Origin of the sequence: Acinetobacter sp. SA01 (assembly GCF_011319235.1) — a bacterium.
In the GTDB taxonomy this organism is placed as follows: domain Bacteria; phylum Pseudomonadota; class Gammaproteobacteria; order Pseudomonadales; family Moraxellaceae; genus Acinetobacter.
The window spans coordinates 1-15,091 of the sequence record NZ_WXXM01000013.1; the positions used below are offsets into that span (position 1 = coordinate 1).

The window sequence follows — 15,091 nt, forward strand, 5'->3', positions numbered from 1 at the left end:
CGTAAGTTTTTGCACAAATAGTTGCAATCGCAGCAGTTAAAGTAGTTTTACCATGGTCGACGTGACCAATTGTGCCCACGTTTACGTGTGGTTTGTTACGTTCGAACTTAGCCTTAGCCATGAGATCTTCCTTATTAAAATACTTATGGAGGGTTTAACTCCATAAGTGATTTTGGTTTTTAACTATGAATTAGTTTGGGCTTATAGTAATCGAAAGATTACTCGTCGTCACCTTTTTTACCACCAGATTGGAACTTGCTGATGATGCCTTCAGCCACGTTACGTGGAGTTTCAGCATATTTAGCGAATTCCATAGAGTATGTCGCACGACCTTGAGACATAGAACGCATTTGAGTCGCGTAACCAAACATCTCAGCCAATGGAACTTCAGCACGGATTGCTTTAGTACCACCAGGTAAATCGTCCATACCTTGAACCATACCACGACGACGGTTTAAGTCACCCATGATATCGCCCATGTAGTCTTCTGGAGTTTCTACTTCAACTTTCATGATAGGCTCAAGCAAGATAGGATCTGCTTTCATGAAACCGTCACGGAATGCGTAAGAACCAGCCATTTTGAACGATAATTCGTCAGAATCGACATCGTGGTAAGAACCATCAAATAGTGTCGCTTTAATACCCACAACAGGGTAACCAGCCAATACACCATTCTTCATACGTTCTTGGATACCTTTATCCACAGCACCGAAGAATTCTTTAGGAACTACACCACCAACAACTTCTTCAGCGAACTCGTAGTCTTTACCAGCATCAGCATCCATTGGTTCTAAACGTACGTATACGTGACCAAATTTACCTTTACCACCAGTTTGACGTACGAACTTACCTTCTTGTTCAACTGTCTTTTTGATCGTTTCACGGTAAGAAACCATTGGTTTACCAATGTTTGCTTCAACACCGAATTCACGCTTCATACGGTCAACGATGATGTCAAGGTGAAGCTCACCCATACCAGCAATAATGGTTTGACCTGATTCTTCGTCAGTACGAACGCGGAATGATGGATCTTCCTTAGCCAAACGACCTAAAGCAATTGACATTTTTTCTTGGTCAGCTTTAGTTTTTGGTTCAACAGCCAATGCAATTACTGGCTCTGGGAATTCCATACGTTCAAGTGTGATGACATTTTTCTCATCACAAAGTGTATCACCAGTTGTAACGTCTTTAAGACCTACACACGCAGCGATATCACCCGCACGGATTTCTTCAACGTCTTGACGATCGTTCGCGTGCATTTGCACGATACGGCCGATACGTTCACGTTTAGATTTAACCGGGTTATAAACAGAGTCACCTTGTTTAAGAACACCAGAATAAACACGTACGAATGTCAAGTTACCTACGAATTTGTCGTTCATGATTTTGAACGCAAGCGCAGAGAACGGAGCTTCGTCAGATGCTTCACGAATCGCTTTAGTTTCAGCTTTATCGTCAAGTACACCTTCGATTGCTTTAACTTCAGTCGGTGATGGCAAGAATTCAATTACTGCGTCCAACATACGTTGAACACCTTTGTTTTTGAACGCTGTACCACAAAGCATTGGTTGAATTTGACAAGCCAAAGTCTGAACACGTAGACCAGCAACGATATCTTCTTTAGAAAGATCGCCTTCTTCTAGGTATTTGTCCATTAGCTCTTCAGAAGCTTCAGCAGCAGCTTCAACCATATTGGTACGCCATTCTTCAGCAGAAGCTTGAAGTTCAGCCGGGATATCACCGTATTCGAACTTCATACCTTGTGAAGCTTCATCCCAAATGATCGCTTTCATTTCGATCAAGTCGATCACGCCTTGGAAGTTTTCTTCAGCGCCAACAGGGATAACTACAGGTACAGGAGATGCACCTAAACGTGTCTTCATTTGTTCAACAACACGGAAGAAGTTTGCACCTGTACGGTCCATCTTGTTCACGAATGCTAAACGAGGAACTTGGTATTTGTTCGCTTGACGCCATACAGTTTCAGACTGAGGTTGTACACCACCTACAGCACAGTAAACCATACATGCACCATCAAGAACACGCATAGAACGCTCAACTTCGATTGTGAAGTCAACGTGTCCCGGAGTATCAATTACGTTGATACGGTGTTCTGGGAACTGTTTACTCATACCTGACCAGAATGTAGTCGTAGCAGCAGAAGTGATGGTAATACCACGTTCTTGCTCTTGTTCCATCCAGTCCATTGTTGCTGCACCATCATGTACTTCACCAATTTTGTGAGATACACCTGTGTAGAACAAAATACGTTCTGTAGTCGTGGTTTTACCAGCATCGATGTGAGCTGAGATACCAATGTTACGGTAACGAGAAATTGGGGTTTGACGAGCCATGATTTCTTGCATTCCTAAATTTTGTTGTTTAAAACAGGACGCTTTAAGCTGCCAAGCAGCTTAAAGCGATTCGATGACAACATGGTGAAAACCAAAATTGCCACCCTCCTGAATAGGGGCTGTTTTATCCGCTTAGAAACGGTAGTGAGAGAAGGCTTTGTTGGCTTCAGCCATACGGTGCACATCTTCACGTTTTTTAATCGCTGAACCCTTACCTTCAGCTGCATCAAGCAACTCGCCAGCAAGACGTAAAGCCATTGTTTTTTCAGAACGCTTAGCAGCAGCGTCTACTAACCAGCGCATAGCTAAGGCAGTACGACGGGATGGGCGTACTTCCATAGGCACTTGATAAGTAGCACCACCAACACGGCGTGCTTTTACTTCGACCATAGGACGAACTTTTTCAAGAGTAGTCTCGAAAAATTCAACTGGGTCTACTTTAGATTTTTCTTGAACGCGATCTAAAGCACCGTAAACGATACTTTCAGCAATAGATTTTTTACCATCTTGCATTACGTGGTTCATGAATTTAGCGATTGTTTGGCTGCCGAACTTAGGATCCGGAAGGATTTCACGGGCAGCGACTACGCGACGTCTTGGCATTTTAATACACCTATAAATATGACACTTCAGGTTTATCCAGCATGAGTACAAAGTGTCATGTACATTCGCTGGCCTTACTACACGTCGCTTGAATTTCACAAAATTAAATGCAGAAATCAGACAAGCGAGACGATAAAGGATTGCGGTTCTACGTTCTTAAAAAGCTAATCTAAACAGATTATTTCTTAGGACGTTTAGTACCGTATTTAGAACGAGACTGGTTACGATCTTTAACACCAGCGCAGTCTAAAGAACCACGAACGGTATGGTAACGTACACCTGGTAAGTCTTTAACACGACCACCACGGATAAGCACAACACTGTGCTCTTGTAGGTTATGGCCTTCACCACCGATATAGCTTGATACTTCAAAACCAGAAGTTAAGCGAACACGGCAAACTTTACGCATTGCTGAGTTAGGTTTTTTAGGTGTAGTTGTGTAAACACGTGTACAAACACCACGACGTTGTGGACAAGCCTTCAACGCAGGAACTTTTGATTTTTCAATCAAAGTCGTACGACCCTTACGGATCAACTGATTTGTTGTTGCCATTTGGCAATTCTCCCGTTAATAAAAAGCCTCAAAAAAATACCACTTTTTGAGGGCACACAATTGTAAGCGAAGATAGAAAAATGGTCAATATTCGAGACCATGTCAAATATTGACCACTTACCTGTATATTGGTCAGTAGACGCTTTTTTAAAGACGCAATTCCAGACTTTTATGCACTCTATTTTGTAACTTTTTTCTTGGCGAGCTTAGGTGCTTCATTTTGTTCAGATTGCGAAGCAGCAAGTTGCTCAGTGCCTGCATCAGCTCCTTCAACATCTGCCTGCATATATTCATCTATTTCCGGTTCATCTACCGTGATAGCCGGTTTTTGCGGTTCAACCTGAGCATGCGGTTCAACCATGTGTTCAGCCAAATACTCTAATCCTTGTTCCACGCGCTCACTTTTACGTTCATCATCAACAATGGCATCATCTGCCTTCTTCTTAATAGTTACTTTGGCAATCGTGCTATGCCCTTGCACCGGAATGTCCTGATCAAGTTTAAGCTCGCCGGAATTTGGCTCGTCTTTAGTAAAGGGATTTAACAATCTTGGCGCTGCCTGCGCCAATAACTCAAGGGATTTTTCATAAGCCGCAATAGGAGACAACTCCACTCCCTGATGCTGCTGCAAATAGCTTCTGGCATGGGAAAATATTTGCTGGGCTTTCTGGTTGACATCTTCTACCAGTTTCCAGCTATAGGCTGCACCTATACCTGCTCCGGCAACAGGCGTTAATTTACTGATCAATGAAAGGTTTGGGAGATGATTTAACCAGTTCCATTTCATGTCGCCATTTTCATTGACCAGCCATTTTTTCAGTGGCTCACTGTCATTGCTGGAACCCAGCATGTTTTGCAATTGTGCAGTGTCATTGGTTTGCAACATATTGGAAACGATTTTCAGTGCCATCAATACACTCTGCTTTTCAGCAATCTGGCCCAAGTCGATTTGTTTAAACACAAACTGGACAATATCTTGTTCGGTGTCTTTATTCAGCTCAAAGCCATAGGCACGTCCCACCTGATAAATCATGCGCAAGGACATGAGCAGTGATAAAGGCACGTCAATCGCTGAACCAACTACGCCTGTGGCACCGGTAACAGCCCCCTGTATAGAAGCCAGCCATTTGTTTTGTTCAGCCAAAGCCTGGCTCAACCGTTTGGAACGGTCAACATCCTGAGTCAGTTCCTGTAAATCTTTTGCTCCAGCCTGATCCAGTACAGTATCTACAGAACTGAGATTTGAAGTGAACTGATTTAAATGGTCAAAAAAATAGTCCGAAACCTTGTCTGAAAAGTCCGGCGCAACAAAACTGGCCACACGATTCACTTTGCTATACTGGCGGCCCAGCAATTGTCTGGAGACATTGGGTAAATACTCACGCATCATTTGTTGAGGATTATCATATTTTCTGGGTTCAAATATGCTTTGAGAACGGGCACTTCCCTCAATGACATGACCGTTGGCCAAGGCCCCGGAAGCCTTGCCAGCACGCTCGGCAGCCGCGTGATTCAGTGCACTCATTCCTGTTGCACTGATCTTTTTAGCCACTCCCAAAGCATTGGAGAGGAATCCACCTGAATGTTTATTATTGGTATCTGCCATTCTTTTACCCTCATCTTCTATTCTTACAATTATTGATAAATACTAGGTGTAGTCTAAGTTTATCTCAACACGAATGTGTATCTTTTAGTTAATTATGCCGCCTAAACATTACAGATACATACTGTCGAAATAGGCATAATATTTGCCATAAGAATTCAAAACCCTTTCTGCTATCATGAATGCGACCGAAAGACATGAGTAATGCGCTGGATTGAGGTTTTTACTTTTCTGCCTGAATCAGCTGCGTTTACTCAAAAATATCACCATATAAGGGATCTTTAGATGAAGCGTGTTGTAATCACTGGTATGGGTATCAACTCATGCATTGGTAATTCTTTAGAAGATGTCACTCATTCTTTACAAAACGGGATTTCTGGAACACGTTTTAACCCGACTTATGCAGAATTAAACTTTAAGAGCCATGTCAGTGCAGCCGCTGAACAAGATTTTGACCATATTGACCGTAAATTGAAACGCTTTATGGGTGTTTGTGCCATGTATGCCTACAACTCGGCAGTTGCTGCGGTAGAACATGCAGGTTTAAGCGTTGAAGATTTGGCTGGCAACCCACGTTATGGGATTACCGGTGGTTCAGGTGGTGGTTCAACTGCATCTGTCATTGAAATGAACGAATTACTGCAAACCAAGGGTGCGCGTAAAGTAGGTCCTTTCTTTGTTCCTCGTAACATGACCAACACCATTACCGCAAACGTAGGTGTGGCATTCAAATTACAAGGTGTGGCACATACCATTACCAGCGCATGTGCTACTTCTGCCGATGCCATTGGTTATGCCTACAACCTGATTCAACTCGGCAAACAGGATTTAATGCTGGCAGGCGGTGGTGAAGAAGATCACTGGTCTCAAAGCTTGCTGTTTGATGCCATGGGTGCACTTTGCTCTAAATACAATGACACGCCTGAAACAGCGTCTCGCCCATACTCAGCTGACCGTGACGGTTTCGTGATTGCCGGTGGTGGTGGTTTCGTGGTGCTTGAATCACTGGAACATGCGCAAGCACGTGGTGCAAATATCCTGGCTGAAGTAGTTGGCTATGCTGCAAACAGCGATGGTGCAGACATGGTTGCACCAAGTGGTGAAGGTGCAACACGCTGTATCCTGATGGCACTGGAAGAAGCGAAACAGCATGGTGTTGACAAGATTGACTATGTAAACACGCATGGTACGTCAACTCCTGCAGGTGACGTGACTGAACTGAAAGCCATGGAACGTGCATTCGGTGAAGGCCAAGTACCGCCTATCAGCTCAACCAAGTCTATGACCGGTCACAGCCTGGGTGCTGCCGGCGTGCATGAAGCCATTTATTCAGTCCTGATGATGCAAAATGACTTTATTGCGCCAAACATCAACGTGACTGAACTGGATGAAGGTGCAAAACCGTTTGATATCGTACTTGAAAAACGTGACGCAAAATTGAATACTGTGATGAGTAACAGTTTCGGTTTTGGCGGTGTAAATGCTTGTCTCGTTTTCAAAAAATGGGAAGGCTAAGCTAAGAAATGTTGATCATTCAGCAGTGGATGATCAACTTCTGCCACACTGCCCTTTAAAAGGGTGAATGGATGGATGCTCCTTCTGATGCTTTTTTGTGGGTAAAAGCATTACATATTATTGCAGTCGTTTGCTGGTTCGCTGCATTGTTCTACCTGCCACGTCTATACGTTTACCATGCCATGAGTGATGATGCAGTGAGTCATCAGCGTTTTGAAGTCATGGAACGCAAACTATACCGTGGCATCATGTGGCCCTCCATGATTGCAACACTGATCACCGCGCACTTTCTGGTCGATTGGGGTGATGCAACGCGTCATTACCACGACGCACTGTGGTTTTACCTGAAAGTCGGATTGGTCGGATTATTGGTAATTTATCATTTTGTTTGTGGTTATTACCGTAAAAAACTGATCGGTAACGCGCATTATAAATCACACAAGTTCTGGCGCTTCTTTAATGAAATGCCAACGCTGATTTTGTTTGCCGTGGTAATTCTAGTAGTAGTGAAACCCATCTTCTAAGCATCAAAAAAGCCCTCAATCGAGGGCTTTTTTACATCTGACAAAAACCATATCTGAGAGAAACTTAGTTCAACATTTCCTGATTACGTTTCATCAGCATGTCCTGATGACGTTTACGCATCCGCGGTTTATACAGGAGCTGATAGGTCACGGCTAAAATAATCAGCCAAATCGGACTGATCATCAGGGCACGCAAAGTATCGGCTTCCAGACTTAAAATAATCAAAGTAAAAAATAAAAATACCAGTACCACATAGGACATCCATATCCCGCCCGGCATTTTAAAGGTTGACTGGGCATGCAGTTCTGGACGCAATTTACGGTAACGGATGTAGCACACCATGATGATGCTCCAGATACTGATAAACAAAATCACGCACAGCGAACTTGCCAAGGTAAAGGCTTCAACCGTGTTCGGTACAAAGTATTGCAATGCTGCACCTGCCATAATAAAGGCACAAGAGAACAATAAACCTTTGGCAGGTACGGCACGCTTAGACAATTGCGCCAGATTTTGCGGAGCCTGCCCTTCCCGCGCCAAGCCAAACAGCATGCGCGACGTTGAAAATACGCCACTGTTCATGGATGACATGACCGATGACAGCACCACCAGGTTCATGATAATCGCTGCTGCACCAATACCCGCATGCATAAACAGCGATACAAATGGACTCTGATCCGCAGGAATCTGGTTCCACGGGGTCACCGACATCACAATGAAAAGTGACAACACATAGAACAAAATAATCCGGGTCGGAATGGCATTCACCGCTTTGGGCAAGTTCTTTTCAGGGTCTTGGGTTTCTGCCGCCATGGTCCCGATCAGTTCCACACCGACAAAAGCAAACAAGGCAATCTGAAAACCGGCCAGAAAACCGCTGCCACCTTGCGGGAACATGCCGCCATGTGACCAGACATTACTAAAGCTGGCAAGCGAACCTCCTGGCGCATGAAAATGGTTAAACACCATAAAGCCACCAATACCAATCAGTCCCAAAATGGCCAAAATCTTTATGAGCGCAAACCAGAATTCAATTTCACCAAACAGACGTACGGCGAGCATATTAATACCGAGCACCAGTAACACGCAGGCCACACTAATCATGGCCTGTCCTGATGGGGTAAAGGCCATCCCTTCAGGCAGCCAAAAGCTGAGATAGTTGATAATAGCAGCCAAGTCTGCGATGCCAACCAGCACCCAGCCCAGCCAGTAGGACCAGCCAATATAGTAGCCTGCACCCGGACCAATCAGGTCATGCGCCATATCGATAAAGGATTTGTAATGCAGGTTGGAGAGTAAAATTTCGCCCAATGCACGCATCAGGAAAAAGAACATGGTACCAATGATGGTATAGATCAATAAAATTGAAGGGCCAGCCAGGGAGATGGTTTTGCCTGAGCCCATAAACAAGCCTGTCCCAATCGCGCCACCAATGGCAATGAGTTGCAGGTGACGGTTGGACAGTTTTCGTTGTAGTTCATGCGATGATGCCTTGGCATCGTCTGCTCGTGGTGTAGTGGTCATAACTGAACATCCTTTTAACATACGATTGCGTGTAAACCATGTGCTTTACATTGCCGGTCATCCCAACCAGCGACATTTACACGCCAGGCAGCACATCGGTCTCAACCGCTTTGCTGCCATACGGGGGAGATTTTTGACATTAAGGCTGTGCCGCCGTTACCGCAATTTCAATCAACCAGTCCGGATTGACTAGATCGGCCTGAATGGTGGCACGTGAAGGTGGAGTACAACCTTTCATCCAGTCAATCCAAATGGCATTGACGATTGAAAAGTCAGCGAGATTTTTAATATAAAGCTGTGCAGACAGCAGTCGGGATTTATCGGTTCCGGCCAAAGCCAGCAGTTCATCAATGGTGGCTAAAATTTCATGGGTCTGGCCTGCGACACCATTACCGGTGTTCTTAGGTACTTGTCCGGAAAGATAAACTACCTGATTGAACACCGTCACGGCGCTCATGACGGCGTTGCTATTGAACTTTTCTATATCGCTATGAGACATCTACATTTCCTTGTATCAATAAATTGAATGAATGATCTGATTTTTTAAAAATTTAATCTTGGATAAAATTGACGCGTGCAGTGACAGCACACATCAGCTCATAGCCAATGGTGCCTGAACCTGCCGCCACTTCATCAATACTGAGCACAGTGCCGTGTTTCGATGTACCCCACAGCACCACTTCACTACCGACTTGGGCACTTGGGAGATGAGATAAATCGACCGCCAACATATCCATGCTGACACGTCCGACCAAACTGCTGCGTTGACCATCGACTAAAATGGGCGTACCTGTTGCGGTAATACGCTGATAACCATCGGCATAGCCACAGGCTACGATGCCAACACACATTTCCTTTTCAGCAACAAATCTGGAGCCATAACCTACGCTATCCCCCGCTTTAAGCTGTTGAACGGCAATGATCTCACTACGCAGACTCATTGCAGGCTGAAGGTTCCAGTCATCAATGCTATGTGCAGGGAAATCGGGAGAACTGCCGTAAAGCATGATGCCGCTACGAATCACATCCGATTGCAACTGCTGATGGCGTAAGATGGCTGCACTGTTACATACGGAACGCGCACCTGGCAGATCCTGAATGACCGCATCGAAGATTTGACACTGATGCTCAATGCCAGAACGGCCCAAACGCTCACCGTCAGCATCGGAGAAATGCATCATGTGAGTGATGCTTTGAACATTATTCATTTGAGATAATTGTTGCCAGATGTCGCGGTAATGAACAGCCGTAAAACCCAGACGGTTCATGCCACTGTTCATTTTTAAATAAACATCAAACCGAGCTGGTCTGGGGAATCGGGCTAACCATTCAATCTGATATTGGCTATGAAGGGTGAAACTCAAATTCAGCTCATCACAATCAAACAGATCTTGCTCGGAAAAGATGCCTTCAAGCAATAAGACAGGACCTTTCCAGCCCAGAGCACGAATGCGTTTCGCCTCTGCCAAATCGAGCAGTGCAAAACCATCGGCAGACTTGAAAGCTTGATAAACGCGTTCAATACCATGACCATAGGCATTGGCTTTCACCACCGCATAGACTTGGCTATTCGGCATTTTGGTATGGGCAACATTTAAATTGTGCTGCAGTGACTGACGATGAATCACTGCAGTAATGGGACGTGGCATGTTGTTCTTCCTTGAATCAATATGACCTAAAACAGATTAGGCTGCTGAAGGGTAACGTTGGATCGATAGACCTTCGGTACTGATGTCTGGTTGATGATTCATGACCAGGTCACTGATCAACTTGCCTGAACCGCAGGCCATGGTCCATCCCAGCGTGCCGTGACCGGTGTTGAGGAACAGATTTTTAAAACGTGTTGCGCCAATAATCGGGGTAGAGTCTGGTGTCATTGGACGTAAACCGGTCCAGAAGGTCGCTTCTGCCAGGTTTCCACCCGGGAACAAATCTTTGGTGACCATTTCCAGAGTTGCACGACGATCCTGATTCAGACCATGGTTAAAACCACTGAGTTCTGCCATACCACCCACCCGGATACGCTGGTCGAAACGGGTAATCGCGATCTTGTACGTCTCATCCAATACCGTAGACTGCGGTGCAAATGCAGGGTCGACAATTGGAATAGTAAGTGAATAGCCTTTCACCGGATAAACCGGCAGGTTCAGGTGCAATGGTTTTAAAAAGTCACGTGAATAACTGCCAAAAGCCAAGACATAACGGTCTGCAGTAAGGACTTGTCCATTTACCACCACGCCCTTGATGTCATCACCTTCAACCACCAGTTTTTCAACATTTTGGTTGAACTTAAACTCTACACCCAGCTCTTTGGCCAAGTTTGCAAGCGCATTGGTAAAGAGGTAGCAGTCGCCAGTTTCATCATTTGGCAGATGCAGGCCACCGACCAGTTTATCTTTAGCAAATTCCAAAGCAGGTTCTACTTTGGCCAGATCATCTTTGAGCAAAAGTTCATGCTCCACACCACATTCTTTTAACACCTGAATGTCACGTTGAACCATGTCTAGTTGCGCTTCATTACGAAAAACTTGCAAAGTACCTTTAGAACGGTTTTCATAATGAATGCCGGTCTCTTTACGCAGCTCTCTGAGGCAGTCACGGCTATACTCTGCCACCCGGGTCATGCGCTCTTTATTAATTGCATAGCTGTATGGATTACAGTTCTTGAGCATCTGTGCCATCCACTGTAATTGCCACATGCTGCCATCCATATTGATGGCAAGCGGTGCATGATGCTGAAACATCCACTTGACTGCTTTAAATGGAATACCCGGTGCTGCCCATGGCGTCGAATAACCCGGTGAAACCTGACCTGCATTGGCAAAACTGGTTTCTTCAGCAGGACCAGACTGACGGTCCAAGACAGTAACGGTTGCTCCCTGTTGTGCGAGGTAATACGCACTTGCAACCCCAATTACACCACTACCCAAGACAATTACACGCATTGCTTATCCCTAACGCATACTAGTTTATTTCACTAGTATATTTTTTGATTGATAGTTTTTTTCACTGTTTTAAGCACTATAATCTAGGTAATTTAATAGTTTCGTCGCGAAAAAATTCTAAAAAAAGGAAAATCATAATGCGTAAATTGGATCGTATAGATCAGCAGATTCTGGATATTTTGCAGCGCGATGGACGGATTGCCATCAGCGAATTGGCATCTCGGGTCAATCTGTCTACTACCCCCTGTTCGGAACGGGTCAAACGTCTGGAACGCGATGGCATCATCATGGGCTATTACGCGCGGCTGAATCCGCAACTGGTCGATCGCAACTTGCTGGTATTTTTAGAAATCAAACTATCCGCCAAATCAGGCGATGTGTTTGATCAGGTTGCACGCGATTTGGTGGAAATTCCTGAAGTTTTGGAATGTCATCTGATTTCGGGTGAGTTTGATTATCTGGTGAAAGCACGCTTAAAGGAAATGAGTGCCTATCGACGTCTACTTGGCGACTTACTCAAAAAACTTCCCTCCTCCGCGTCCTCACACAGTTACATTGTCATGGAAGAAGTGAAGGAAAGTTTTTATCTGGACCTACGTTAACAGTCCCAAAAGCTTGATTCAGGGGAGATATTCAGGGAACTACTTGCTTGTATTGAGTGATCAAAGAAATTGAAGCAGATCGGAAAATTTAGCTATCCGTGCTTTAGGTTTTGCCTGAGTAAGCTCTGCATCAGAACCATAACCATAGTCCACTGCGATAGTGTCTATACCATTGCTACGAGCACCAAAAATATCATGCTCACGGTCACCCACCATCACACATTCAGCTGGATCTAACTTTTCCTTTTCAAGGATATAAGCAATCAAATCGCCCTTGTTGGTACGCTCACCATTCAGCTCACTGCCATAGGCATATCTAAAATATTGCAGCAGATCAAAATGTTCTAAAATCTGCTTGGCATAGATTTGAGGTTTTGCCGTAGCCAAATACAAACGGAAACCTTTTTGCTGCAAGGTTTGCAAAGTTGCAGCTACATCTTCAAAAACATGATTTTCATACAAGCCGGTCACAGCAAAACGTTCCCGATAGCCCATCAAGGCCTGTTCAGCCAAAACATCATCCACCGGCACATTTAAAATTTTCGCCAAAGATGCCTGCAAAGGTGGACCAATAATCCAGTCGATGTTGACGTCATCGGCAATCGGATGACCTACTTTGGCCAGACCATAACGCGCTGAAGTGGTAATCCCCACTTTGGGATCAGTTAATGTTCCATCTAAATCAATCAAAATATTCTTAATCACCAACCAACCCTTCAACTTAACTTTTTACTTCACAAATACTATCGAGACTTGGCTCAAAGTTGCCTATACTAACGCAAATTTTGTGATTTAAGGACATCATTGTGCGCCCTACTGTACTTTGCTTTTCTGGTTTAGATCCATCCGGTGGCGCTGGCTTGCAGGCAGATATTGAAGCGATTGGCCAAAGTGGTGCACATGCAGCAATTGCCTGTACTGCGCTGACCATTCAAAACTCGCAGCAGGTGTTTGGCTTTGAAGCCACTTCGAAAGAATTACTGTTAGCTCAGGCGCATGCCGTGGTGGGTGACTTACCAATTAAATGTGTTAAATCAGGCATGTTAGGAACCACAGACAATATTGCAGCTTTGGCTGAATTTTTACGTGAACATCCTGAATATTTATATGTGCTCGATCCGGTACTGGTGGCCAATAGCGGTGGTTCACTGGGTGATCAAGCCACACTGGTGAAAGCCTTTGTCGAACTGATTCCGCTGGCGACTGTACTGACCCCGAATACGGTTGAACTTCGTGCCTTAACCGGTCTTGAAGATATTGACCAGGCAACGGAAAAACTTTTTGCCATGGGCGCTAAAGCGATTTTGGTCAAAGGCGGACATGAAGATACCCCAGACTATATCCGCAATGCCTTATATATTGATGGCAAGCTGGTGTCTGAAACCCGATGTCCTCGCCTTGAAGGTCAATATCACGGTTCAGGTTGCTCATTGGCCAGTTTCATTGCCGGCCGTTTGGCACAAGGCGATGATTTAAAACAAGCGGTGAATCATGCAGAAACCTGGCTGTTTGGTGTGCTGAAAAAGGCGGAATCCCCTGTACCGCATGGCCAGAAAATCCCTAAACGCTTTTAAATTCCTCTACCGCATAAAAAGCTGCATAAAAACCTGATGAGCAGCCCGCTATTCGGGTTTTATCTCAGATTCTAGCTGGTTTTTCTCTACTCAAAAATAAAGCATGTATCAATACATGCTTTAATCTGAGCATTGCTTTGATTTATGCAATCAGGTCCTTAATGGTGGTGCTGGAACCGTTATTTTTTACCGACTCAATTCCTTTCTCGCGTGCCTGCTCACTTGCATACAGTTGGCTGGTGCCAATAATTTGATAATTGGCTGCCTTCAAATTGAAATAAGGCTTACCGTTTTTCGCTTCCAGACGTTCATAGCGGCTATCCTCAGGGCTATTTTTTTGCACCGATTCAATGCCATTCTGTGCCGAAGCTTTGCTCTTGTATAATTCGCTGGTCAGAATCACTTCCCCATTGCCAGCTTTCAAAACAAAGCGATATTGTCCATCGCTGGCCTGACTGACTTCATACCATCCTGCCATATAAAATACTCCCCTTGTTATTGTAAAAGTTATAAAAGAATCGAATTTATATGATTAAAAATACGCTATTTATATGAAATAAAAATGACTTTTTATTTCAAAAAAGCACATTTTATGATCATGATTTAAATCTGGATTGTATGATTTATCGCCTTAAAAGGACACTTGGTCATTCTTATCAAAGCCCAGTTTTCTCCAAGTACAGTTTCTATGGCAGCACAATAACAGGCCGCCAAGAGAATAAATCGACCATCTATTCTCTTCCTAACTGTTGATATTGAATAAGTAGCCAAGCCTTAAACAATTTTTTTAGCGTAAGTGGCTTTCTGCATTTCCAATATTTCCACACAAATCTGTACACTGACTTGGCTTTGAGCTGGTATGTGCTGTTCAAGTGTGTGCAGAATCACTTGAGCAATTTGCTGTTGTAACTCCAGACTACGTCCGGCCAATAAAGAAACTTTCGCATGGACATAGGCTTGTGAAACATCTCCCAAACCAATGACATAATCGTGCTGGCAAATGGCACGGCTTTTTAGCTCATTTGCGGCAGTCACATAAGCTCCATCAACCAGCGCCTGATTTAAAGCAAGCAAGAGGGATTTTGCTTGAAAATTTTCTACATTGTCTGAATATTCAAGATGGATATGCGGCATAACAATTTTTTTTAAGATGAAGGACGGTAGTTATAGCATGAAGGGAGTAATCATCAGATAGATTATGTCAATGTTGAATCAAGCATAGCAATTATAAAAAAACCAATTCCAAAATCATACAAATGGGCACCAGCTCATAAAAAAGCTCCAGCATGTCGC

The 15,091-nt window shown here is 44.3% G+C and carries 16 protein-coding genes; 4 read left to right on the plus strand and 12 right to left on the minus strand.

Going from position 1 to position 15,091, the window contains the following annotated elements:
- The 5 genes from GTU69_RS12060 to GTU69_RS12080 all read right to left on the minus strand — a co-directional run.
- Positions 1-121: GTP-binding protein (locus GTU69_RS12060; RefSeq protein ID WP_228183273.1), on the minus strand; the 121-nt coding region annotated here is incomplete at its 3' end.
- Between the two features lie 97 nt (positions 122-218).
- On the minus strand, positions 219-2,354 hold the full coding sequence (fusA, locus tag GTU69_RS12065; protein ID WP_086197644.1) for an elongation factor G: 2,136 nt from the start codon (positions 2,352-2,354) through the stop codon (positions 219-221).
- A 132-nt stretch (positions 2,355-2,486) separates the two neighbouring features.
- A complete protein-coding gene (rpsG, locus tag GTU69_RS12070; protein WP_004648014.1) occupies positions 2,487-2,957 on the minus strand; it encodes a 30S ribosomal protein S7 in 471 nt (156 codons plus the stop codon).
- A 178-nt stretch (positions 2,958-3,135) separates the two neighbouring features.
- Positions 3,136-3,510: a 30S ribosomal protein S12 gene (gene rpsL, locus GTU69_RS12075; protein WP_004648013.1), complete on the minus strand. Its 375-nt coding sequence runs from the start codon at positions 3,508-3,510 to the stop codon at positions 3,136-3,138.
- Between the two features lie 178 nt (positions 3,511-3,688).
- Positions 3,689-5,116, minus strand: coding sequence for an EcsC family protein (locus GTU69_RS12080; protein WP_166170796.1), 1,428 nt, complete (start codon positions 5,114-5,116; stop codon positions 3,689-3,691).
- Positions 5,117-5,398: 282 nt separating this feature from the next.
- Here GTU69_RS12080 and GTU69_RS12085 point away from each other — a divergent pair, with 282 nt between their 5' ends.
- Positions 5,399-6,628 carry a beta-ketoacyl synthase N-terminal-like domain-containing protein gene (locus GTU69_RS12085; protein ID WP_166170798.1) on the plus strand — a complete coding sequence of 410 codons (1,230 nt, stop codon included), beginning with the start codon at positions 5,399-5,401 and terminating at the stop codon, positions 6,626-6,628.
- Positions 6,629-6,699: 71 nt separating this feature from the next.
- Positions 6,700-7,152 (plus strand): protoporphyrinogen oxidase HemJ, encoded by a 453-nt coding sequence (gene hemJ / locus GTU69_RS12090; RefSeq protein WP_086197647.1) that lies wholly within the window; start codon positions 6,700-6,702, stop codon positions 7,150-7,152.
- A gap of 64 nt (positions 7,153-7,216) precedes the next feature.
- Here the strand turns inward: hemJ and GTU69_RS12095 are convergent, their stop codons facing one another.
- The 4 genes from GTU69_RS12095 to GTU69_RS12110 all read right to left on the minus strand — a co-directional run bounded on the left by GTU69_RS12095 (position 7,217) and on the right by GTU69_RS12110 (position 11,622).
- Entirely contained in the window at positions 7,217-8,677 is a 1,461-nt protein-coding gene (locus GTU69_RS12095) for an amino acid permease (RefSeq protein WP_166170800.1), read from the minus strand.
- A 139-nt stretch (positions 8,678-8,816) separates the two neighbouring features.
- Positions 8,817-9,176 (minus strand): RidA family protein, encoded by a 360-nt coding sequence (locus GTU69_RS12100; protein ID WP_166170803.1) that lies wholly within the window; start codon positions 9,174-9,176, stop codon positions 8,817-8,819.
- Between the two features lie 52 nt (positions 9,177-9,228).
- Positions 9,229-10,326, minus strand: coding sequence for an alanine racemase (alr, locus tag GTU69_RS12105; protein WP_166170805.1), 1,098 nt, complete (start codon positions 10,324-10,326; stop codon positions 9,229-9,231).
- Between the two features lie 36 nt (positions 10,327-10,362).
- Entirely contained in the window at positions 10,363-11,622 is a 1,260-nt protein-coding gene (locus GTU69_RS12110; RefSeq protein WP_166170807.1) for a D-amino acid dehydrogenase, read from the minus strand.
- A 137-nt stretch (positions 11,623-11,759) separates the two neighbouring features.
- Between GTU69_RS12110 and GTU69_RS12115 the strand changes: the two genes are divergently transcribed.
- A complete protein-coding gene (locus tag GTU69_RS12115; RefSeq protein WP_086197651.1) occupies positions 11,760-12,224 on the plus strand; it encodes an Lrp/AsnC ligand binding domain-containing protein in 465 nt (154 codons plus the stop codon).
- Positions 12,225-12,284: 60 nt separating this feature from the next.
- On the opposite strand, the gene GTU69_RS12120 is transcribed toward GTU69_RS12115, so the two are convergent.
- A complete protein-coding gene (locus tag GTU69_RS12120) occupies positions 12,285-12,929 on the minus strand; it encodes an HAD-IA family hydrolase (RefSeq protein ID WP_166170809.1) in 645 nt (214 codons plus the stop codon).
- Between the two features lie 101 nt (positions 12,930-13,030).
- Here GTU69_RS12120 and GTU69_RS12125 point away from each other — a divergent pair, with 101 nt between their 5' ends.
- Positions 13,031-13,798, plus strand: a complete 768-nt coding sequence (locus GTU69_RS12125) for a hydroxymethylpyrimidine/phosphomethylpyrimidine kinase (RefSeq protein WP_166170811.1) — start codon at positions 13,031-13,033, stop codon at positions 13,796-13,798.
- Between the two features lie 142 nt (positions 13,799-13,940).
- Here GTU69_RS12125 and GTU69_RS12130 read toward each other — a convergent pair whose 3' ends face one another.
- Positions 13,941-14,276: a YegP family protein gene (locus GTU69_RS12130; RefSeq protein ID WP_166170813.1), complete on the minus strand. Its 336-nt coding sequence runs from the start codon at positions 14,274-14,276 to the stop codon at positions 13,941-13,943.
- Positions 14,277-14,572: 296 nt separating this feature from the next.
- The gene (locus GTU69_RS12135; RefSeq protein ID WP_166170815.1) at positions 14,573-14,932 is read right to left on the minus strand and encodes a 5-carboxymethyl-2-hydroxymuconate Delta-isomerase; all 360 of its coding nucleotides are present in this window, start codon (positions 14,930-14,932) and stop codon (positions 14,573-14,575) included.
- Positions 14,933-15,091: the final 159 nt, after the last annotated feature.